We start from the raw sequence: 22,387 nt of genomic DNA, 5'->3' as shown, positions 1-22,387 counted from the left end.
AAAGGTTTATAATATTTCGAGTAAGAGCATGTTTGATTTTTTTGATTTCACTGGTTAATTCATATTTTTTGCACATAAGAAGACCCTCACAATCTAATGTGATAAACGTTTGATAAAATTTGAAATAGAAAAATTGGGTTGGAAAGCAGGCGCCCCCGCCGCGCCCGCGCATTATTTACGCAGCGTTATTTTCAATAATCTTTACAACGGTATCGTTTTCATAAACCTCACAATTTATGGGAACCCAATATAAATCACTATCTCTTTTTAATCTTGCATTGCCATATACATTACCTCTAATCACGAAATAACCAGAGATTTTCGCATTACCATAAACAGAGCCATAAACATCAGTATGACAGCCCACGCTAGCATTGCCATAAACCTTGCCATAAATTTTAGCAGCGCCACTGATAACAGCATGATCATAAACTACCGCCTTGCTATGAATACGAGCATTTCCTGATAATTTTGCATTGCCATAAACCCGCGCCTGATGATAAACCCAAGCATTATAAGAAAGATGCGCATTGTCATAAACATGAGCATTTGCATAAACGCGGGCACGGTCACATACATGGGCATTGCCATAAACACTACCCATTATAATAGCGTTATTAAAAACCTTGGCATTTTCATAAATATGGGCAGGATTTAAAACAAGAGCATTATCGTAAACCCAGCAATTGCCCTCATGAGAGAGATTATCTTCCTTTTCAATAAAGCCACCCAAGGCACCAGCCTTAACATCAGCAAAGTCTTTTAATGCTTTAATGCGATAAAGGGTATGATTATTAATTACACGCGTTTCATTTGTGAGTGCAAACTTTTTTTGCATAGCACAATTCCTTTATAAAGAGATTTAAATTTTTAAATGAAATGTTAAAAGGGGGCGCCCCCGCCGCGCCCGCACGTTATTCACGCAGCGTTATTTATATTCTGATCAGCACCACAGATATCTTCAGAAAATTTCTTATTTTCTTTAAGCACAGCATTGCCATAAATCGTTGTAAATTGGCAAATTTGTGCTTTGCCACTCACATGAGCATTATCATGAATTTTTGCAAAAGGACCAACACGCGCCGAGCCAAAAACCTTGGCATTGTCATAAATATTGCTCCCATCATAAACTATAGCTTTATCAAAAACATGAGCATTGCCATAAGCTTTTGACCACGCAGCAAGGCGTGATTTCCCATAGACATGGGCATCATTAAACACAAGCCCACTCACATGAGCATTTTCATATACACGGGCATTATCGTAAATAAGAGCCCCTTCAGTAATAACGGCATTATCACTCACAACGGCATTGCCAAAAACATAGCCACCAATTTTTGCATTGCCATTAATGATTGCATTGTCATAAACATGTGCTTTATTACTCAAAACCCATGCCTTATCACTAATCACGGCATTACCATAAACCTTAGCATAATTCACAACACAGGCATTATTGCGTATTTTTGCATTTTCGGAAACGCTTGCTTGGATAACCATAGCATCATCATAAACCCAGCAATTGCCATCATGGGATAGATCGCTTTCATTTTCGATAAAGCCGCCGAGGTTCCCAGCTTTTACATCATCAAAATCTCTTAAAGCTTTAATGCGGTGTAAAGTCACACCGTTAACAACGCGGTTTTCATTAGTAAGTTCATATTTTTTTGCAGGCTCTTGTTTATTAACAGATGCAGTTTCATTTGCAATGTTAGAGAGAACGGGGGTGTTTTTTGAGATATTTGTCATATTTAAAACCTATCTGTTTAAAAGTTTCTTATTGACACCCTAATGGGCGCCGGGCGCTAAGAAACACGGCAGATAGTCCGTTGTTACGCTTTTCTCATAAAGAGTATTGTATGGCGTAACGACACCCGACAAAATCATCATATATGCTAATTAAAGCATAAAAGATAGTCAGTTTTTATAATAGGATTAGGTTTATCGTAACCTCTTCGCTATCTGTTTAGTGTTTCTTAATCACTTGAATATTCATATAACAAAATACGTATTTATTGTCAAACGATATTTTATCTTTTTTGATATTTTTTTGTATTTTTTTAAATACGTTGTGTATTGATAATATCTTATGCCTATTATTTGCTTCTTTTATATTTATGTGCTTTTAAAGCTATATTATTGGCTTTCTTAAAAGATTGCGTTATTTTCTGAATCTATACATTTATAATATTTAGAAACGCTCTCATAATGCGTATTTTAAACTTTATAACCTATCAATTTTGTCACTAAATGGCTTTTAAGATTTCTGTTAATTTCTTTTAATAACACATTTTAGACTTAACAGCCTTTATAGGGACTGTCTTTATAAACAAATGCTTTCATTTGCATATGAGTATTCAAGTTTACTGTTTTTACGCATTCTTTATAGCTGTTATGTTCTTTATAGCCATGGCATCATTTTTCATTTTCATAAGAGAAACGATAAATAGGATAATTGTGATTTATTGTCTGTTATGAAAATATCTCAATAGAAACTGATCATTATAGAGATTAGCAAAATCCCTTTTAATAGACTTTTGTCAGTTGTGTCAGTTCTTTTTAGACCCTATACTATTTTTTTAAAATGATAAAAAATTAAAAGCATTATATTTCAATATGTTAGTCTTTTTAAGATACAACTTATATAGATAACACAACCTTAAATACAATTAATAATATATATTTGTCAGTTATCTGTCAGTAAATTGAACTGACAAAAGTGATTATTTTAGTGTGTCATTAAAACATGTCTTATGAAAAGCGTATGAAAGTAAAAACTGATTACGTTATCAAAATCCCCTTTATGAATTTTAATCAGTTCTTTTGAATAGATAACCTTATGATTTTAGTGAGTGATTAAACCACGTCTTAAAAAAACATGTGATCCTTTAAAGCCTTTCAAAAGAAACGGTTTATGATCATAAAAATGCTATTAAGACTATTATGGTTATGAGTTTAGGGGGGTATGGGGGTTTTGGGGGGTCTTTTTACCCCCCCCTTTATATATATTTTTTAATCCAAAATAAAAGTTATTATATTTCAATATGTTAATCTTTCAAATAAACAACCTATATTAAACATAACACATAAATACAATTTTTAATATATATCTAAGAGGGTTTTGTAGGTGTTTTGGGGGTTTTAAAAACAGACAAAACCTATAAGTAATATAAGAAAATGAATATACATAACTTTGTTTAAACAAAGCTTTTGAAAAGGATAAAGCTATCATTTTAAATACGGTATAATCTCTTAAAGGCAATCCAAATAAGAGTATCTAAAAGTGCAAATGATTTCTTTTTAGAATAACGCATATAAACACTCCTTTTAAAGATTATAGGTAATCAATTCACAAGATGATACGTTTACAAAATTTACAAAAGTCCATTAAAGGATTTCTGATAACGTAATTCTTTCCTATCTTAGTTATCTCATAACAGATGATAAAATAAACTTTTATTTAAACTAATACATAAGCGGCTTTAATAAGATTAGCATGCCCATTATGTGAGCATGCTTTATAAGTTACTCAGTTTCTCTAATTTCTAATTTTGGTAGGTTCTTAACAATTTTGATTGTCTCTAAACTTACAGTAATAACCCTTTGAAACAACTCCAATGGATAAGCAGGATTGCCAACGGTTTCAACAGCATAGCGATTGGCATCATTAACAATGCCGCTCTTTTTATCAGTCTTTACACATTGACGCCCCATAATCCATTCAAGAGCGGGTTTGCCATTGACGATATACTCATAAGCTTCAAGAGGGATATCTGTTATGGTAATATTGCTGTTATAAATAACAGTTGATTTATCCTTTTCCTTACTATTCTTAATTTTTGCGAATTTCATTTCAGTTACATAATAAAACTTTTCGGGATTAGAGATCTCTGTTTGTTTTGGATTACCCTTTTTAAAGGTTACTGGATAAGGTTTTACATCTTCATAATTCACATGCAAATGACCCAATTCACGCCCTGCTGTTACAAATTTCCAAAAATCATCAGCACTCTTTACACAAGGGATACGAGGTAATTCTTTGCATAAATTATCAGCATAACGAGAGCGATAATCTTCTGAATGAAGCAAACCGTAAACATAATAGAATAGATCATCTTTTGTTATGGTTTCATTAGGATAAGCCATTTTAAAATATGCTAGTCCTTCATCCGTAATGGCATCACGTCTCTGTAAACCAGATGTTGTGTTTTTCTCTGTAGAATTTGTAAATAAATGAGATTGTTTTTCACTTTTATTTTTTGAAACTAGAGTGTCTTCGTAAATATAGCGTGGAAAGCATTGGCTATTATCTATCACACCCACATCAGGTACATTTTTAGTCATCAAGATAGAAAATCCACCTCTTGCTCCTACAGCAGCAATTTTTATGACTCTATTTTCAATTATTTTTCCCATAGGAAATATACGCGGCATTTGATAAACTGATTCATTAAAAGTACGATTATAATAAAGCCACTGTTGTGTAAAAGGACGATACAAACTCTGAGTGAGACATGTCTCTTCAAATTCAAAAATTTTTCCTCTAATTAACTGTTGCTTAACACTATAGCTCCAACTGATTTTACTTTCATCGGAATTGACAAAACTATCTACATCCCTTGTACGTGCTTTACTATCGGTATGTGTATAAGTGTCATTAAAACGTTCCACTTCGCTATTATAGAACGTAATCATATTCTTCATGTTCTTTGCCACTATTTCACGGCTTGAGTTATATGCCCATGCATCACGATTGGTTTTTAGACCACAAGAATAAGTCTCAAAAAACTTTTTATCATATCCCTTTTTAGCACCTATGGCTAAAAATGATTTGAAACTGTCATCACGTTGATTAAGCCAATCCCCATGCTTATCTGGTGTAATTATTTGCCAACCTTGTTTGCTCCGTGTAATACCATTAATACTCCTAAATTTTTCAATTATCGTGAGCTTTTCTTCTCTATTGAGATAATCTCCAATATCACGGAAATATATTTTCCCCTGTTGTTTGGATTTTGGATTTTTAACCAAAATAGAGATAGCAATAGGGGCACGAGATCCTTCACCAAAAATCTTACCACCTTCTTTTCGAGAAATTTCTCCAGAGGTTCGTTGATTACCCCGCAAATGGAAAATATAAAGGCTACTAAATTCCTCAACGAGGCATTTTCGTAAACCATCCATAGAACTTCCATTAATAAAACCGGCATTTGTAACAAAACCAATAACACCACAGTCTTTTATACGGTCACTAGCCCAGCGAATGGCACGAATATAACTATCATAAAGTGCTTGCACACAAGTTGTTTTAGATTGAACAGCATAAGTTTCACGAATACGTTTATCTAATATCGGATAAGGAATATTCTTTGCATTGTCATTTTCACTTTTTTGACCTGTTGAATAAGGAGGGTTACCAAAGATAACTTCAATATTTAGATTTTTCTGATGTTCCAAATATTCACTGTTTTCTTTAAACAATTCCTGTAGAAGATTTTTCTCTTCAAGCATGCGGAAAGTATCGGTCAAACCAATATGCTTAAAGGGAATATACTCTCCTTTCATGATACTATGATAGGTCGATTCAATGTTAATCGCTGCTATGTAATAGGCAAGTAAGACAATCTCATTGGCGTGGATATCATGACGGAACTTATATTCCATATCCTCTGGTTTGATGAGATCTGATTGTAAAAGCCGTGTGATAAAGGTCCCAGTTCCCGTAAAAGGGTCGAGAATGGAGACACCCCGTGACCCCAAGCTTTTTCCAAACTCATTCCGCAACACATCATCAACAGAATGAATGATAAAATCAACAACCTCAACGGGTGTATAAACAATCCCAAGCCTATCTGTTGTCTTTTTAAATGCCTTGGAAAAGAAATCCTCGTAAAGTTTGATAATAAGGTTTTGTCTTGCTTGGGGTTCGGTAATCCCAGAGGCGCGGAATTTTACACTGTTATAAAACCCTTGTAATTCCAGAGACTCTTGCTTGATATCGGTTTTATCCAACTCAGCTAAAATCCTTTCCATGGCTTGTGAGATGCTATTGTTCTGGACAAATTCATTGCCCTCAAACAAAGCTTCAAACACGGGACGCGTCACAAGATGTTGTCCTAACATCTCAAGGGCTTCCTCTTGCGTAATACTGTCGTTTAAATTGCTCTTTAATTCCTTATGAAACGCATCAAAAGCACACCACGCTTTGCCTTTCTCATCAGAAAGAATATCTTTAAGATGATTGATATGATTTTGAGCAATCTCAGCAACATTGTTCGCCCATATGCCCCAATAATCAGAAAGGGTCGATCTTTTAACTAGAACCGTTTTAAGGGCGCGAGGGAATGCCGCCACAAAATTGAAGCTTGTTTGTCCATGATGCGTGGAAAGCGATTGACGGATTGGAGAGACATTGCTTGTGCTTGTATGCTCTGGTTTTGCTTGAAGCGGGATATCGTCAACAACCGTGGTGACATTCTCTAAATCCATATTTTGAGAAACCGTTATAATCTCTAAAATAGGGCTTACATCTTGTCCTAAATTCATCTGATTAAGCGTTTTACTAAAATTCTCATCATGAGCAAGCAGGGCATCGAGAACTTGCCAAACAACACTGTATTTTGGATTGTTCTTTAAAGCTTTTTCGGGGTCAATCCCAGCCGGCACCCCAACGGGTAAAATGATATAGCCTCTTTTCTTGCCTGGAGCGCGCCGCATCACACGTCCTACCGCCTGTATCACATCGACTTGGCTTTTACGCGGGTGTAAAAACATCACCGCATCCAACGTAGGCACATCCACTCCCTCAGACAAACATCGTACATTGGTAAGTACACGGCAATGATTTTCCCCCACATTTTCTTCCAACCAATCCAGTTTTCTTGTCCGTTCCTTGGCGCCATCCTTCCCATCAATATGATCAACTTCACAGATCAGACGGGGCGTATCGGGGTGGTTTTGATAAAGTCTATTGAAAATCCGCTTAACCCCTTTTCCTTGAAAGGTATCACGGATATTTTTAGAGGTCTTGATATCTTTACAAAAAGCCAAAGCCCGACGCATGGGGCTCGTATCATCTCCAAGATCGGCTTTCAGATCCAGTTTGGTTAAGGCTTGATAACAGCCAACAATTTTTGTTCTATAATCAAGAAGAAGTTCATAATCTTTACTTGTGGTAGGCATCTCCATGGTTTTACTGATTTCCCCCTCATCAACCCCCAAAACAATAATCTTATAAGGGGTTAACAGTTCATTCTTGACCGCATCGGTAAAACTGTAGGTATAAAGCACTTTTCCATAAATGGCTTCATTATCCATAGAGGCTAAAACAGCATCAACCTCATCAGCACGCCTTTTGGCATGGTCACTAAAGATACGAGGCGTTGCCGTCATATACAAACGTTTCTTGCCTCGAATAAGACTGTTATCATGAACCTTGATAAAATCAGATTCATTGTCGTCAGTTCCTAATGAAGCCCCCGTTGTTCTATGCGCCTCATCACAAATAATCAAATCAAAGGCTGCTAAACCATGATCCTTTTGCGCATCAACAATGACTTGTATTGATTGATAGGTAGCAAAAATAACACTCATCGCATGGGGAGAAGAGTTGCCTACTTTCTCGACAAGCCTAGAGGCATCTGTGGTAGCAGGGAGGGCTAAATCCGATGCCGATAATTCCCCATCATCTTCTTGGTTTTTACGACGCTTGCCAATTTGCTTATCCGAACACACCGCAAAGCAACGCAAGGGCACTTGTGCATCGGCTGTCCATTCACGAATGCTTTGTGACATCAAGGCAAGAGAGGGGACCAAAAATAAGACATGCTTGCCTTGACCTGCTATGGTTTCTGCTATCTTCAAACTGGTGAAAGTCTTGCCCGTTCCACATGCCATAATGAGCTTGCCACGGTCTGCTTCTTTCAAACCTTCACAAACCGCTTTCAGCGCTTCTTTCTGATGATCTAAAAGCTTTTTCTTTGTTTGCTCGTAAAGAACAATGTTGCCTGTCTGATCAAAAATACCCCAATCGATTTGACTATTTTCCATATCAAACAGATTAATTCGATAAACCGGAACCGCTTGCCCTTCAATCATGGTATTAGCATTTTCGCTTAAGTCTTTTTCCGTACTATCAATGAGCAGACGGTATTTAAATCTCTTTTTACCAGAAATAGCGATAAAGCTTTCAATATCATCTTGAGTAATCTGATGATTGGTCTCATAAAATTGACAGCGAATAGCAACATAATCGTCTTGATCACGAATTTTAGCTACCAAATCAATATCAGTGTCTCTATCGCTTCCTTTCCACCCCTTTTCGTCAGCAACCTCTCTATAAGTTTGAACCTTTTCGTATTCTTGGCATTGAAGCGGGTCTTGCGTCAAATAAGCAATGACAAACTTTTCAAAAGCGGCTTGCTTATCTTGCTCTGATATCGCTTGATCACGATAGGCTTGTAAGAGAGAGCGTAAAGAGACGCGTTTATTATCAGAATAAAGAGGGTGAGACATAAAGAACAGACTCCATGACAATATATTCTACTGATTGATTCTCTTCAAAAGAATCAAAGTGAAGCCAATTAAATCCATTTAGGATAAATAGCGAGTGTCAGCTGAGGTGAAATTCTTGCAAAACCAGAATTTTTTTTCAAAAGGGATTTTTAAAGGTTATTTATCCACAGCCTATGACATGGGATAAGATCAGCAAAATAGTGAAATTTGCTGTTCGTTTCATGGGTTAATCAAGACAAATGCACTATGTGTTTTAAGATATCAGAATAAGTATTTTGATAAGTTTTATGAGACATTAAAATAATCTATTTTGTCAGTTCAATTTACTGACACATAACTGATAAATATATATTTACAGTTGTATTTATGGGGTGTATCTTAATAAGGGTTGTATTATTAAAATACTAACATATTGAAATATAATGTTTTTAATTTTCTCTCATTTAAAAAAAATAATATAGGCTCTAAAAAGAACTGACAAAACTGACAAAAATGACAAAACTCTTTTTACAAAGCCACTCAGATCATTTTTGGGGGGAGAAAAGTTCCTTGATGAGAATGTCATTAAAAGAGTTTTGCGTGATGTTTTAAAGATTTAAAAAGAGGTTTCTTTATTGTTTTATGTTGTTGCTTTTGACGAAAGGATGCCATTCATACCGTTTATCAGGACGCCGACCTAAGCCATTATTCTCTTCAGAAATTTCACGAATATAGTTACAACGGCATAAAAGCTCTAAAGCTTGCTTCACAGTTTCCTTGTCTTTTAAAGAACGCCAACATCGTCTATAGATATCCCTTGCTGTAAAAACATCGGGCAAATGATCACAACGCTCGACAATTAATTTTGCACTTTCTGCTGTTAATGTATCATGCGCCGCATAAAGACGTTTGGCATGACTTAACAGATAACTTGTCCAACGCAACGCTGTTGTGATGGCATAGAGTCCAATTTCTAAACGACCACCGTCAAGAAGCTCAAAAATCAACGCAAGACTTGCTATGGTTTTTGGCATTTTTAAAAGATGTGATTGTAAGCTTTCAGAAAGGTTATTCTCTTTGGCTTCTTTATGAAGATGCTCGAACCATTCATAAAACTTCACTTGTGCTTTAGGAGAAAAACGCATGATCAGTGGTTGTTCGGGAGACCCTAAGCGTTTATCACGAAAAGAGCGAAAAACCCCTTCATACTTTTGCCACCCTTCTTGATTGGGCGGTTTATCAACCAATTGCCACTCTTTATTGTCATCGGGCCAGACAATCATTTGAAAGCGTTGCAATAAACCGTCATCGTTTATTCCACAGTGTATGGCTTGAATGAGCGGAATAATGCGTGAAGGTTGAATGCCGCCAATCATGGATAAAGTGACATAAGGGATAAAAATCGTTCCACGCTCGATACGGTCATAGGTAAATTGATCATCTCCATTAAAAGCTGTTAAATAAAAGGCACGGTCTGTTTGATATTCTCTTCGTTCCAGATTGGCTAAAAAACCAGATAATTCATCACGAACCATTAAGAGACCACGGGGGTTTTCTTTTAAGAGTTCCCCAAGCTTTTCAACGGTCACATCATTGACGATAAAACGAGAGACATCATCATCATGCGCATTGTCTTTAGAGAGGGTTTCATACAAAAGAGCACGGGCGGTTTCATACTCTCCTTTTCTTATCGCTTTATTGGCTTGTCTTTCCTTTTCTCGTTTATCTAAAGTTTCAAGTATCTCTCCAATTTCTTGTTTTTCTTTCTGCTTTAACCAGTCTTTATACCATTCCTTTTGAAGGCAAGTGATAGGCGCTAAAGCGGCTTTCATGGCTGGTGTTTTGTATGTTGACGATTGACCAATCAGAGCACCCCAGAGATTAGGGACAACAATCCAATCATCATGTTGTTTTGGAGCAACCCGCACGCCATTGCCAATGACAGCAGCCAAGGCACAGAGAGCAGCGACAGCAATAAAATCCATAGGGGCTTGTTGACGCTCTGAAACGTCATAAACATAATCCATGAATGGCATGGGGAGCTGTAATGGATTAAAAGGTTCAACGGGTAAAAGAGCACTCTCAATCTGTTGTAATTCCTTCCAACCGTTTTGTTGCAAGGCGACTTCATAAGAAATGGCTTTTAAACAAGTATTATCGTTTAAAGAGACATTATTTTTATCATTGACGGGAGTATTTTCATTATTGTTTTGTAAATTACTATCTTTCATAGTTTCCCTCTTTTAAGAAAGTAATACGTTATTAAAATCAGTTCCTTTTGGAGCTTGCATCATAAAGACCTCAAAGCCATGGCTATAGGCACGCGCAGCGAGGGTAAAACCTGCTTTACGACCAGCCTCATCGCCATCCATTGCGATTGTCAAACGCCCTTTTGTATGGGGTAAATTCACACGCATCATGCCACTGGTTGAAAGAGAAGCCCATAAATCAACGGGCTCTGATAACACCCCAGACAAAAGAGCCAGACCGGTTTCAATGCCTTCACAAATGACCAGATGTTTTGGATTGCCTTGACTTAAATGCACAGCACCACCTGTTACAGATCCCAACATGGCTTTTGCTGGTTTTTGATCTGTTTTGCAGCCATTGGCTTGTAAAAAGGTTCTATGAATGGCGAAAGAGCCAGCGCCCTTAACAAGAGCCACCAACGCGGGCAGTGTACCCCCAGAGGGGTGTGGACACTTGTCGTGAAAGCGTAAATCAGCAGGCAAATCACATGTGATATGCCGCATACGTAAATAGGTTTCTGCTAAAGTATTTTTGATTGGTTGGCATTGTTGCCAAATTGCTTTTGCTCTCTCTGCTTTCTGTTTTGCTCGTTTGAGATCAGCACAAAACTGTTTTGAAAAAGAGAGCGTCTGATCATAAGCTTTATCAAAAAAGGCTTGTTTTCCAAGCAACCCAATTCTTATGAGCGCTTGTATGATCTCTCTAAAAGAGCAGCCAGCATAACAAGTGAGTAAAAGACGCCCATCATGTCCATTGGCAAGGGATAAGCTAGGCAGCCTATCATCATGAGCAGGGCAACGGGCTGTTCCATAACGCCCATGCCAAGTACCACGCAAGGCACGTGTGATACCTTGCGCATTCTTAAAAGAACACATCATTTTTAATCCTATAACGTTGCGTCATAGGACGGATTGTGCTATCTCTAGATTGATGAGTTTGAGAAAGCCTTGTCCGTCCTTATGTGACAAGGTTTTTTTATGCCGCGTCACTTTGACGTTGCTGTTTTGCTTGCTCGATGACATTCAAAAGATCTGATTGTAACCAACGGGATAAAAAGCCAAATTTTAAAGGTTTTGGGAGAGAGCCATTGGTAACATGACGGCGGAATGTTGAAACACTCATATGAAGCAATTTTGCACTTTCACGGTCTGTTAAAAGAATATCATTTTCTGTCATTATAAAATCCTTTCTATCAAAAAATGGTAACAAATCATAACTATTTATTAACCACATTTTGGTTCATTTAGAAAGATGTTTTATTTATAGAAAACAATATTTTATTATACAATTTCTGATGTGATACGTTATGAGTCTTATTGAGAGAGAATGAGAGAAAAGAGAGCTAAAGTTATCCACAGATAATGGGGTTATGCACCCCATATCTTAAGATTGACCCGTGACATAAGCCGCCCATTTATCCATATAAACGCGGCGCTGTTCTAGATAATCAGTACGACGATAGGCACGCTCTACTTTACCACCTACCGTATGACTTAGAATAGTTTCAGCGACCTCATAGGGGGCATCGGTTGTTTCAGCAAGCCAATTGCGTAAACTAGAGCGAAAACCATGGGGGCAGGCTTCAAGTTTATTGTCTCTCATGTATTGAGCCATACACTTCGTAGCAAGGGGACCGCGACCGGTTGCAGAAAAGAAGAAATCATTGCGAGAAAGTGAGCGCGCTTGTTTTAAAATGTCTAATGCTTCAGATGATAAGGGCACACGAAACTCTTTTGTTGTATCACGCTTGCCTTTCATATTTTCAGCAGGGATATGTCCAGATATCACCTTCAACTTGATCTTTATGAATATGACGTAAAGGGTTAGAGCGAACCCCTGTAAGGATAAGCAAACGCAAAGCCAGTTGTGTTAGGGTTGATGCTTCGCAAAGTGTTTTATAAAAAGCGGGAATGTCTCTCCAATCCATGGCAGGTAAATTTTTGACTTTAAGGCGTTGTTTTTCTAAACAAAAGATCAGTGAAATATTCCGTGATTAATGATTTGAATGGAGAAATCACGAATCTGTTTCAATGTGTTCAAAATGACTTTGAAGATTTAGCCAAACGACTAGAGTGGTTTGTTTGTTCAAGACAATTGTTTTTTTGAACTTGCGGCTATTGAACCAGAGAGCCTTTCCAAAGTTGAAAGAGCTGCTCGCTTTTTGTTTCTCCAACGTTGTGTGATGTATGGGAAAAAAGATTATGTCTTTTTTAGTTCTGGAAGAAAAAGAACGGCAGAGTTTAATCCCGAAAAGCTGTTATCAAGGATGAGACGTGTTAGACAGAATCTTCTTGATACGACGATCTTAAATTTATCGTGGGAACGGGTTGTCGAACTTTTTGATGCACCCGACAGTTTATTTTACCTAGACCCGCCTTATCTTGTAAAGAAGAAGTATTACAGTTCTGGGAATTTTGTTGAAGATGATTTTGTGAGTATGGCAAAAGTTCTCAAAAGCATCCAAGGAAAGTTTGTCTTGAGTCTGAATGATTGTGATGCGGTTCGAGAGATTTTTAAGGATTTTGACTTTTTAGAATTAGAGACCCTTTGGACAGCAGGTACGGCTAAAAAACCACCCCGAAAAGAACTCTTGATTCGCAATAATTGAAGAAAATCATAAAAAGATTTGTTAGGATCAGAAGAAATATTTCTTCTCTAATAGGACTTTTTTTGATGCTTACATCTTTTGGTAAAATTTTACGGAAACTTCGCATTGATCATTCAGAACGCCTTTTAGATATGGCTAAAAAATTAGATATATCTGTAGCATTTTTATCATCTGTAGAAATTGGCAAAAGATCTGTTCCTGTAGGGCTGGAGGAAAAGATAATTGAACTCTATGCTTTAGATAAAGCTATGGCTTCTCTCTTAAAAAAAGAAGCCTATTCTTGTCGCAAAAGTTTTATTATAAAGCCTTCTGATACTTTCAGATGTGAAACTGTTGGTATGTTTTCTAGACTGAGTAAACATTATTTCACAAGAAGATTTAGAACTATTAAAAAAATTATTAGAGAAAGCTGGCAAAAAGAATGCATTTTGTAAAGGAAAGTGTAAAAATCCTATTCCCGAACCTAATTATATGGTCCATAACCTTAAAAAAATATAAATAAAATCAATAGTTTATTGCAATTAAATTTAGATTCGAATTCAGGTATCCCAGCCAATTCTAGTGAAATTAGTTAATCAAATTTCAGCTTGAGAGTGGATCAATCCCCTTAACCATCTGTTGCTATTCATAGCAAGTCTGGTAAGCTGAAAAATACCCATTTGTAGCGGATTAGCTGTAAATATGGTAAGGTTTTCTTTTACTATAGCTATCGCTTAAAGAGCTCTTTTAAAAGATTCTTTTCTATAAGACGAGGGGGAAATGATTTATCCGCATTTGCTTTAGAAAAACTATTTGGCTGGATTTTGTGCTCTGTAGCAACACCAGCGCGCAATTTTTCGTATTTCACCATCTTCATTACGTCGAACAGCGTAGCAATAATGCTGATCAGGAAATATATTTCGTTGCATATCGCGTACAATATGAGCAGTATGGCCATAAGGTGCTATACAATCAATAAACCATACGTATTTTCCATTCTGCCAATTGGCATCAGGTAAAAATTCTCCCTTTTCAAGCATAGATTGATGATTTTTTTCATCTAAAAAAGCCCAAGTGATAAAGGCACAAAATTCTCCACGTTCATTTTTATAGAGTTTATATTGCCCAGTCTGTAAAGCTGGTCCTAAATTTCGGTCTATATCCCAGATTCGCCAGCGGCGGTATAAGGGAGATGTAAGCATTAAAACAACCATAGCTCCTAACGCTGTAAGAGGATCTATGAGTGAAGGTGATGAATTTTCATTTACAGACATTATCTTTCCTTTAGAGATTGTTCTAAAATTTTGGTGATAGGTTCAAAGAAATAAGAAATGAGACGTCGTTTTGAGGTAATGACATCTGTTGTCACAGTCATGCCAGGGATAAATTTAAGTTGTTTGTTATTCAAAGTGATGTGATCTTGGTCAATTTTGATTAAAACAGCATAGACACCATTAATTTCTTTATCATAGCGCGCTGTAGCGCCTACATTAACGACTGTACCGTGGATAACACCGAAACGTTCAGGTGGAAAGGCAGAAAACTTGATGTAAGCACGTTGGCCCTTTTCTAAAAAACCAATATCTCGATTATCAAAAAACGCTTCAACAATGAGACCACCTGCATCAGGGACAATACGCATGAGCGTTTTACCAGCTTCTACAAAGCCGCCCAAAGTATGGATACTTAAATCATCGATACGTCCATCAACAGGCGCATAAAGTGATAAGTGGTCAAGATGGTATTGAGTGCTATCAAGCTTTGCTTTTAATCCTTGAAGATTCAGTTCTGTTTCACGCGAAAGTTGCCGATAGCGGGCGATTTCATCGGAAATGAGACTTTGCCGTTGTTGGCGGAGGGTGTTTATTTCGGCGGCATTTTCTTCCAAACGTCTTTGATTGGTTAAAATTTCATGCTCGACATTTTTAAAGTCATGTAAACGCTCTAAATAAACCGCTTGGCTAATGACTTTTGTTTCCATTAGGCTTTTTGCAGCCTTTAATTTCCCTTGGCTTAATTGACGATCATCTTCCAACCTATCTAATTGCGCATGTTGTGTTGCACCGCTGCGCTCGACGCGGTCCGCTTGTGCTTTTAGCGCTCTTAATTTATCTTGGAGAGATTGAAGGGTAGCGCTAATGAGTTTTTCCCCTTCTATTCTTGCAGTCGTGTTGCCAGAAGGAGGAACTGGCAGATAGGCAAGCCCTTTGGTCACAAAATCTTTATCTAAAGGATCACTTTCATGTAAAGCTGTTAAAATAGCTGTTGCAATTTGTGCTTGAAGAGTTTGTTGCGCGATATCTGCTTGAACACGTGCGCACTCATTGAGGGCTTCACGAGGATCTAATTGAATAAGGAGATCGCCTTGATGAACAAATTGCCCTTCTTTTACAAGAATTTTCTCAATGCGTCCTGTATTTTGCGCTTGGACCAGCTGAACGTAAGCGGTGGGAATAACACTTCCTTGCCCCCGTGCAACAATCTCTGTTTTTGCGATAAAGCTGCCGATCACAATAAAGAGAAATAAGGTGACCAAAACAGCAACAACCATATGAAGCGTTGGTGACAAAGGGCGCAAATAGGGAGCTTTATCTGCCATTTTTTGCCTCCAAATCAGTAAAGTTTAAGACGGTTGCATGCCGAGGAAAGAGGTCACTTTTGTGGGTAATAACAAGAACAATACGATCTTGTGAAAGTTTATATAAATGCTCAACAATTTGTGCACTGACAGCGTCATCCAATGCGGAAGTAGGTTCATCCAAAATAAGCAGGCTTGGGTTTATCAGAAAGAAACAAGCCAAAGCCAAGCGTTGGCGCTGACCACCTGATAAAAAACCACCTTGCTCTCCTACTTGAGTATTGAGTCCTAAAGGCAACTGAGCAATCAAATCATGGCAAGCACTAACATATAGTGCAGCGTCGATTTCATCTTTAGTGGCATCTGGTTTAGCAAGAAGCATATTCTCAAGAATGGTTCCGGAAAAAAGGCAAGGATTTTGAGGAAAATACGCGATTGTTTTACGCACGCTACGGACATCAAAATTCTGTAAAGGTTGGGCGTTAATCAATATCTTTCCGCTTGTTGGGGGGGAGAGTCCACAAAGGAGCTTCGCCAAGGTTGTTTTTCCGCACCCTGAAGGACCAAGTAACATAATTGGTTGCCCAGGTTGTAAACAGACATCAAGATGATTGATAATGGATTTATCTCCATAAGAAAAACAGAGATCGTTGGCTTCAAGATGAGGAGGAGCACTGAGTTGAAGAGGCGGCTTTTCTTCTTCCCATTCTGAAGGGGAGTTAAGAATATCGCCCAAACGAAGACGAGAGATTTTCAAATGCTGCCATTCTTCCCATAGGGATGCAAGGCTTAAGATAGGACCAGAAACATTTCCAGCGAGGAGATGAAAGGCAATAAGTTGTCCTAGCGTAATTTGGTTTTGAAGAACTGCCTGAGCACCAAAAAAGATAATAAAAATAGTGAAAAGATCACCAAAAATATGGCTCATGGCTCCATTGAGAAGATGCAATTTACTGGTTGTAAGGCTTTGATCTAAACTACGGGCTAAAGTTTCTTGCATGCGTATTGTATGGGCTGGCTCCTTTACATGTGCTTTAATGGCTTCAAGATTGGTAAAACTTTCAATGAGGCGCGATTGATGGGCAGCTTGCAGAGTGAAAGCACGGCGTAATTGGCGGCGCAAGAAGGGACCGACCAACGCTAAAGAGCCCATTTGCAAGGGTAAAACAATAAGAACAATAAAGGTCAGTTTCGGACTAATGGAAAAGAGTGCAGCAAGATAAATGATTGCGAACAGAACATTTAGCACAGTTGTGGCGATGGTTCCTGTTAGAAACCCGCGAATTGTATCAACCTCTCCGATTCGCGTGAACAGTTCCCCCACTTGCCAAGTGCGTAAAATAGGCAAGGAAAGGCTTAACACATGGGTGTAAATGCGCCGTCCAAATTCTAGTGTAAGCCGATTGGCTAAATAAGCTCCTAAGTAGCCTGATAGAGTGCTAAGAGCCGTGCTAAACAACATAATAGCAACCATCAAGACAACGATAGCATAGAGACTTTCAATACGCTGAAAAGGGAGAATACGGTCGATAATCGCTTGAAAAATAAAAGGATTCACCAAGCCAAGTAAGCGCAAAACAACAGCAACGCAACTAAGTTCGATGACATAATAGATATATTTCTTTGTTGTTCTTGTAAACCAAGAGAACGATACTAGTTTTTCTTGTGAATGACTCATTTGAATTTATGATTTTGTTTAAGAGAAAGAGCGATGGATGTCGCATATTTAAACAGTATTGTAAATAGTATTATATTTATAAAAAAATATACATTTTGTATGAATATAATATAAACATAATGTATTTATTATTTATACAGTATTTTTATTATTATTTTTACAAATTATGTTTGACTTATTATAAAATGAATAATAATGAAATTCTCGCTGTATCGTTGTGATACAGTTATTTTTAATAATTAAAAGGAGACTAAAAATGGGTAGTTCAAGCTCATCACATGATTCACACAGCAATTCACATTCATACAGCAGTTCACATTCATCAAGTTGGTTTCATTCTGACAGTTGTGGTGTGGGTGGTTATGCCTATGAAGTGGGTGTGAATGCACTTTTGGGAGCTGGTGTAGGAGCATTAAGTAGCGTAGCCACAGGTCCAGGCGCTGGAGCTGGAGCATTAGGAGGTGCACTATATGAAGGTCTTATGGCCTTAGGACATAAGGTAGATGATTGCTATCATCGATAAAGTAAAAAAATACTTTTTCTAATTTATTAGAAAATAGCAAGCAATATATTCCTGAGATCAATGATATTGTGAACATAATTTAAAAACTATAACACAACTGATTTCAGGGATATCATAATATTTATGACAATCATATTTTAGGGAGCATCTTCATTATGGAGATTATTTATAAAACTGCAAAATTATTTCTTCCAGAATTTATAGGTTTTTTTGTGGGTTTTTTTGCATGTACTTTGTTACTTAGATTTAAAAGCTATAGTTGGGAAGCATCTATAAAGAAATCACTATTAATAATGATTTTAGTCGTTATATTATCTTGTGCTATTCATTATATTATTAATTATATTGATTTATAAAAGTGCAAAAGTATAAAATTGTTATCCATATTCATTATATTTTTCTCTCTTTCAAATACGTGAAAACAGTTCTCCCACTTGCCAAGTGCGTAAAGTGGGCAAAGAGAGACTTAAAAGATGGGTGTAAATGCGCCGTCCAAATTCTAGCGTAAGCCGATTGGCTAAATAAGATCCTAAGTAGCCAGATAGAGTGCTAAGAGCCGTGCTAAACAGCATAATAGCAACCATCAAGACAACGATAGCATAGAGACTTTCAATACGCTGAAAAGGAAGAATACGGTCGATAATCGCTTGAAAAATAAAAGGATTCACCAAGCCAAGTAAGCGCAAAACGACAGCAGCGCAACTGATCATGAGCAGGGCAACGGGCGGTTCCATAATGCCCATGCCAAACACCATGCACAGCACCGTGTAATACCCTGCGCATTCTTAAAAGAACACATCATTTTAAATCCTATAACGTTGCGTCATAGGACGGATTGTGCACTTTCTAGGTTGATGAGCTTGAGAAAGCCTTGTCCGTTCTTACGTGACAAGGTTTTCTTTTTATGCCGCGTCGTTATAACGTTGCTGTTTTGCTTGCTCGATTACATTCAAAAGATCTGATTGTAACCAACGCGATAAAAAACCAAATTTTAAAGGTTTTGGGAGAGAGCCATTGGTTACATGACGGCGGAATGTTGATACACTCATATGAAGCAATTTTGCACTTTCACGGTCTGTTAAAAGAATATCATTTTCTGTCATTCTAAAATCCTTTCACTATAAAAATGGTAACACATCATAACCATTTATTAACCACATTTTGGTTCATTTAGAAAGATGTTTTATTTATAGAAAACAATATTTTATCATATAATTTCTGATGTAATAATTTATGAGTCTTATTGAGAGAGAATGAGAGAGAAGAGAGAGAAGAGAGAGAAGAGAGAGAAGAGAGAGAAAGTTATCCACAGATCATGGGGTTATTCACCCCATATCTTAAGATTGACCCGTGACATAAGCCGCCCATTTATCCATATAAACACGGCGCTGTTCTAGATAGTCCGTACGACGATAAGCACGCTCTACTTGTCCTCCGACTGTATGACTTAGAATAGTTTCAGCGACTTCATAGGGAGCATCGGTTGTTTCAGCGAGCCAATCGCGTAAACTAGAACGAAAACCATGGGGGCAGGCTTCAAGGTTATTGTCTCTCATATGCTTTGACATAACCATAGGTGAAATAGGAGCCCGACTAGAAAAAGAAAAGATGAAATTACTTTTAGAGATACAACGGGCTTGTTCTATCACTTTCATTGCCTCTGATGATAAGGGGACGCGAAATTCTGTTGTAGCATCGCGCTTTCCTTTCATATTTTCAGCAGGTATGATCCATATATCTCCATCAATCTGATCTTCACGAATATGACGCAAGGGATTGGTACGAACCCCTGTAAGGATAAGCAAACGCAAAGCCAGTTGTGTGGGGTTTGTTGTTTGGCAAAGCGTTTTATAAAAAGCGGGAACATCTTTCCAATCCATTGCAGGTAAGTTTTTGATTTTATGGCGTTGTTTGCCTAAGAGAGCGCGTGCTTTTTCTACTGCTTGTAAATCAACATCTAAACCCAAAGCAGCCGCATGTTTGAGACAAAGATTGAGACGAATGAGAGCTCTACGCGCTGTAACAGCTTTTGTATGCCAGATAGGGGCAATAGTGTTGCGTATCTCAGTTTGTGTAATCTCAGAAACCGGCAGACAACCTAATTTAGGGAGAATATGAAGGCGTAATGGTAAAAACCAATCTCCATCTTTACCATCATTCTTGAGTTCAGCTTTACGACTTTCAAAAGCATCCACGGCAATATCTTTTAAATAATGGAGATTGCTTATTGCTTCACGCTTTTGTTTATTGCGTTCTTTAATGGGGTCACGACCCTCACGTAAAACCGAACGCCACCCAGTTGCCAATTCACGGGCTTGTTTTAAAGAGACATCTCGCAACGCTCCCAAGCCCATTTCACGACGACGTCCATGAATAGTATAACGGTAAATCCATTGAGCACCTCCATCTTTACGTTTGTGAAGAAGCAAGCCGGCACCATCATTATATTTTCCAGCCCCCAATGTTGCGACAGATCTTGCATTAAGACGGTTCATAAGAGCCATTTTTTAATCCTTTCTTATACAAATTTGATCCACACACTCATCCCACTTGTTATGTGCAAATGAGTGGTTTTGATTGATTCAAGATAAACAGATTTGAAATGAGAGAATCCTACGTTATTCGGGACTCTCATTCAACATACAAAACAGTAAATTATCATTATAAATCAATATCTTGAACAGACAATCCGAAGTTTCCCAAGATCTTGAATGAAACACGACTTGATGATCTGAGAAACCGTCCAGAGACCTATAAGCATATCTGGGAAGGGGCTTATCTTACAGCGGTTCAAGGCGCTTATTATCAAAAGGAAATGTTGGCAGCCGAGCAGGAAGGGCGGATAGGGCGTGTTGCTCGTGATCCTTTAATGCAAATACGCGCCTTTTGGGATATTGGGGGCACGGGTGCTAAGGCAGATGCCACGGCGATATGGATAGCGCAATTTGTTGGCAGAGAGATCAGAGTGCTTGATTATTACGAAGCACAGGGACAACCGTTGTCAGAGCATATCGGTTGGTTGCGTCAAAATGGTTATGAGAAGGCATTGATGGTTCTCCCCCATGATGGGGCAACCAGAGACCGTGTGCACAATGTGAGTTTTGAGAGCGCTCTTAAACAGGCAGGCTTTCAAACAAAAGTTATCCCTAATCAGGGAGCAGGAGCTGTTAAGATACGTATAGAAACAGTCCGCCGTGTTTTGCCTTCTGTTTGGTTTAATGAAAAGACGACGGTAGCAGGACGTAAGGCACTGAACTGGTATCACGAGAAATGGGATGAGAAGCGCAATATTGGCTTGGGAGCAGAGCACGATTGGTCCAGTCATGGGGCAGATGCCTTTGGACTGATGTGTATTTCATACAAACCACCAAAAGAAATACAAAAGCGACCAGCTTATAGCGGCAGAACGGAATATGAGAGTACCTCATGGATGGCAGAATGATGTATGATGAAGAGCATTTAGATAAAGAAAGTAACGCATCAGATTTGTCGACAGAAGGCTTATTTCGCAAGCTTGTGAGCTGGTACAAAGAAGATGTGGAGCATGTGAATAAATGGCGTGAACATGCGCGGGAGGATTTTGGTTTTTACAATGGTGATCAATGGAATGAAGAAGATTTATCGGCGTTAAAAAAGCAACGCCGCCCCGTTATGACCTTTAATCGTATTGCCCCATTGGTCAATGCCGTTGTGGGGTCAGAGCGTAATAACAAGCGCGAAGTGCAGTTTATTCCCCGTCAAGTAGGGAAGGCATTGCCTAGTGAATTGCTTACCGGTGCGGCAGAATGGTTTCGGGACATGGCGCATGCAGAATACGCTGATAGTGATGCTTTCCAAGATGCGGTTATCTGCGGCATGGGGTGGACTGATACACGGCTTGATTATGAGAACAGCCTCGATGGTGAACCGGTAATTACGCGTTTAGACCCGTTAAAGATGGTTTGGGATAGTGCAGCGGTGCAACCGAATTTAACCGATGCGCAACGTTTGTGGTATGTAGATCGCAAGCCGTTAGAAGTAGCTAAGCAGATGTTTCCCAAATCTCATTGGACAGAGCTGAGTGCAGATTGGGCAAGGGATGGTAGCTCTCATGAAGGTGTTCACCATAATGATCTTGATTATTACAGTGATGAAGGGAGCATTGATGTTGAAAACGGTCGTCGGATGGTTACACTTGTTGAAGGGCATTATAAACAAAAATACAATAAAGTCAATAGGTTGAGTGTAATTATCTTATATGAATCCACTCAAGAATCCACACTTTTATACGTGATTCAT

Annotated in this window: 14 protein-coding genes and 4 pseudogenes; 5 read left to right on the top strand and 13 right to left on the bottom strand. The window is 38.1% G+C overall.

All coding sequences use genetic code 11. From position 1 onward, the window contains the following. Positions 1-175: 175 nt before the first annotated feature. The 7 genes and pseudogenes from ACFIJZ_RS08250 to ACFIJZ_RS08220 form a co-directional block, all read right to left on the bottom strand. Positions 176-838 (bottom strand): hypothetical protein, encoded by a 663-nt coding sequence (locus ACFIJZ_RS08250; protein WP_375631594.1) that lies wholly within the window; start codon positions 836-838, stop codon positions 176-178. Between the two features lie 80 nt (positions 839-918). Next, complete coding sequence (locus ACFIJZ_RS08245; RefSeq protein ID WP_375631593.1) at positions 919-1,749, bottom strand: hypothetical protein; 831 nt, start codon at positions 1,747-1,749, stop codon at positions 919-921. A 1,776-nt stretch (positions 1,750-3,525) separates the two neighbouring features. Continuing rightward, positions 3,526-8,514 (bottom strand): DEAD/DEAH box helicase, encoded by a 4,989-nt coding sequence (locus ACFIJZ_RS08240; protein ID WP_375631591.1) that lies wholly within the window; start codon positions 8,512-8,514, stop codon positions 3,526-3,528. Between the two features lie 611 nt (positions 8,515-9,125). Further along, positions 9,126-10,724 (bottom strand): YfjI family protein, encoded by a 1,599-nt coding sequence (locus ACFIJZ_RS08235; protein WP_375631590.1) that lies wholly within the window; start codon positions 10,722-10,724, stop codon positions 9,126-9,128. 12 nt (positions 10,725-10,736) lie between these two features. Then, positions 10,737-11,621 carry a toprim domain-containing protein gene (locus ACFIJZ_RS08230; protein WP_375631588.1) on the bottom strand — a complete coding sequence of 295 codons (885 nt, stop codon included), beginning with the start codon at positions 11,619-11,621 and terminating at the stop codon, positions 10,737-10,739. Positions 11,622-11,718: 97 nt separating this feature from the next. Further along, on the bottom strand, positions 11,719-11,919 hold the full coding sequence (locus ACFIJZ_RS08225; protein WP_007347209.1) for an AlpA family transcriptional regulator: 201 nt from the start codon (positions 11,917-11,919) through the stop codon (positions 11,719-11,721). Positions 11,920-12,126: 207 nt separating this feature from the next. Further along, a pseudogene (locus tag ACFIJZ_RS08220) lies at positions 12,127-12,709 on the bottom strand (tyrosine-type recombinase/integrase); the annotation flags it as partial. On the opposite strand from ACFIJZ_RS08220, the pseudogene ACFIJZ_RS08215 reads away from it, so the two are divergent. Together ACFIJZ_RS08215 and ACFIJZ_RS08210 are read left to right on the top strand one after the other, a co-directional pair. Beyond that, positions 12,694-13,351: pseudogene (locus ACFIJZ_RS08215) on the top strand (DNA adenine methylase); the annotation flags it as partial. The pseudogenes ACFIJZ_RS08220 and ACFIJZ_RS08215 sit on opposite strands and share 16 nt — an antisense overlap. Positions 13,352-13,416: 65 nt before the next feature. Further along, positions 13,417-13,849: pseudogene (locus ACFIJZ_RS08210) on the top strand (helix-turn-helix domain-containing protein). Between the two features lie 290 nt (positions 13,850-14,139). Here the strand turns inward: ACFIJZ_RS08210 and ACFIJZ_RS08205 are convergent. The 3 genes from ACFIJZ_RS08205 to ACFIJZ_RS08195 are packed head-to-tail and all read right to left on the bottom strand — an operon-like array spanning position 14,140 to position 17,586. Beyond that, positions 14,140-14,604 carry a toxin-activating lysine-acyltransferase gene (locus ACFIJZ_RS08205; RefSeq protein ID WP_375631586.1) on the bottom strand — a complete coding sequence of 155 codons (465 nt, stop codon included), beginning with the start codon at positions 14,602-14,604 and terminating at the stop codon, positions 14,140-14,142. Then, the gene (locus ACFIJZ_RS08200; RefSeq protein WP_375631584.1) at positions 14,604-15,929 is read right to left on the bottom strand and encodes an HlyD family type I secretion periplasmic adaptor subunit; all 1,326 of its coding nucleotides are present in this window, start codon (positions 15,927-15,929) and stop codon (positions 14,604-14,606) included. Before ACFIJZ_RS08200 ends, ACFIJZ_RS08205 begins: the two co-directional genes overlap by 1 nt. Continuing rightward, positions 15,919-17,586 carry a peptidase domain-containing ABC transporter gene (locus ACFIJZ_RS08195; protein WP_375631582.1) on the bottom strand — a complete coding sequence of 556 codons (1,668 nt, stop codon included), beginning with the start codon at positions 17,584-17,586 and terminating at the stop codon, positions 15,919-15,921. Before ACFIJZ_RS08195 ends, ACFIJZ_RS08200 begins: the two co-directional genes overlap by 11 nt. A 256-nt stretch (positions 17,587-17,842) precedes the next feature. Between ACFIJZ_RS08195 and ACFIJZ_RS08190 the strand changes: the two genes are divergently transcribed. After that, complete coding sequence (locus ACFIJZ_RS08190) at positions 17,843-18,109, top strand: hypothetical protein (RefSeq protein ID WP_375631581.1); 267 nt, start codon at positions 17,843-17,845, stop codon at positions 18,107-18,109. A gap of 407 nt (positions 18,110-18,516) precedes the next feature. Here ACFIJZ_RS08190 and ACFIJZ_RS08185 read toward each other — a convergent pair whose 3' ends face one another. The 3 genes from ACFIJZ_RS08185 to ACFIJZ_RS08175 form a co-directional block, all read right to left on the bottom strand. Next, positions 18,517-18,864 carry an ABC transporter transmembrane domain-containing protein gene (locus tag ACFIJZ_RS08185; protein ID WP_375631579.1) on the bottom strand — a complete coding sequence of 116 codons (348 nt, stop codon included), beginning with the start codon at positions 18,862-18,864 and terminating at the stop codon, positions 18,517-18,519. A 147-nt stretch (positions 18,865-19,011) separates the two neighbouring features. Then, a complete protein-coding gene (locus tag ACFIJZ_RS08180) occupies positions 19,012-19,212 on the bottom strand; it encodes an AlpA family transcriptional regulator (protein WP_015856172.1) in 201 nt (66 codons plus the stop codon). A gap of 234 nt (positions 19,213-19,446) precedes the next feature. Then, positions 19,447-20,613, bottom strand: coding sequence for a tyrosine-type recombinase/integrase (locus ACFIJZ_RS08175; RefSeq protein ID WP_375631577.1), 1,167 nt, complete (start codon positions 20,611-20,613; stop codon positions 19,447-19,449). 176 nt (positions 20,614-20,789) lie between these two features. Between ACFIJZ_RS08175 and ACFIJZ_RS08170 the strand changes: the two are divergent. After that, positions 20,790-21,551: pseudogene (locus ACFIJZ_RS08170) on the top strand (PBSX family phage terminase large subunit); the annotation flags it as partial. After that, positions 21,536-22,387 (top strand): portal protein (locus tag ACFIJZ_RS08165; protein WP_375631575.1); only part of this gene is annotated, 852 nt, incomplete at its 3' end. The pseudogene ACFIJZ_RS08170 and the gene ACFIJZ_RS08165, both read left to right, overlap by 16 nt.

It is taken from the genome of Bartonella sp. CL70QHWL, from assembly GCF_042194855.1.
In the GTDB taxonomy this organism is placed as follows: Bacteria; Pseudomonadota; Alphaproteobacteria; order Rhizobiales; family Rhizobiaceae; genus Bartonella.
The sequence above is the reverse complement of the archived record's forward strand: the minus strand, read 5'-3'. Positions and strand labels throughout refer to the sequence as shown.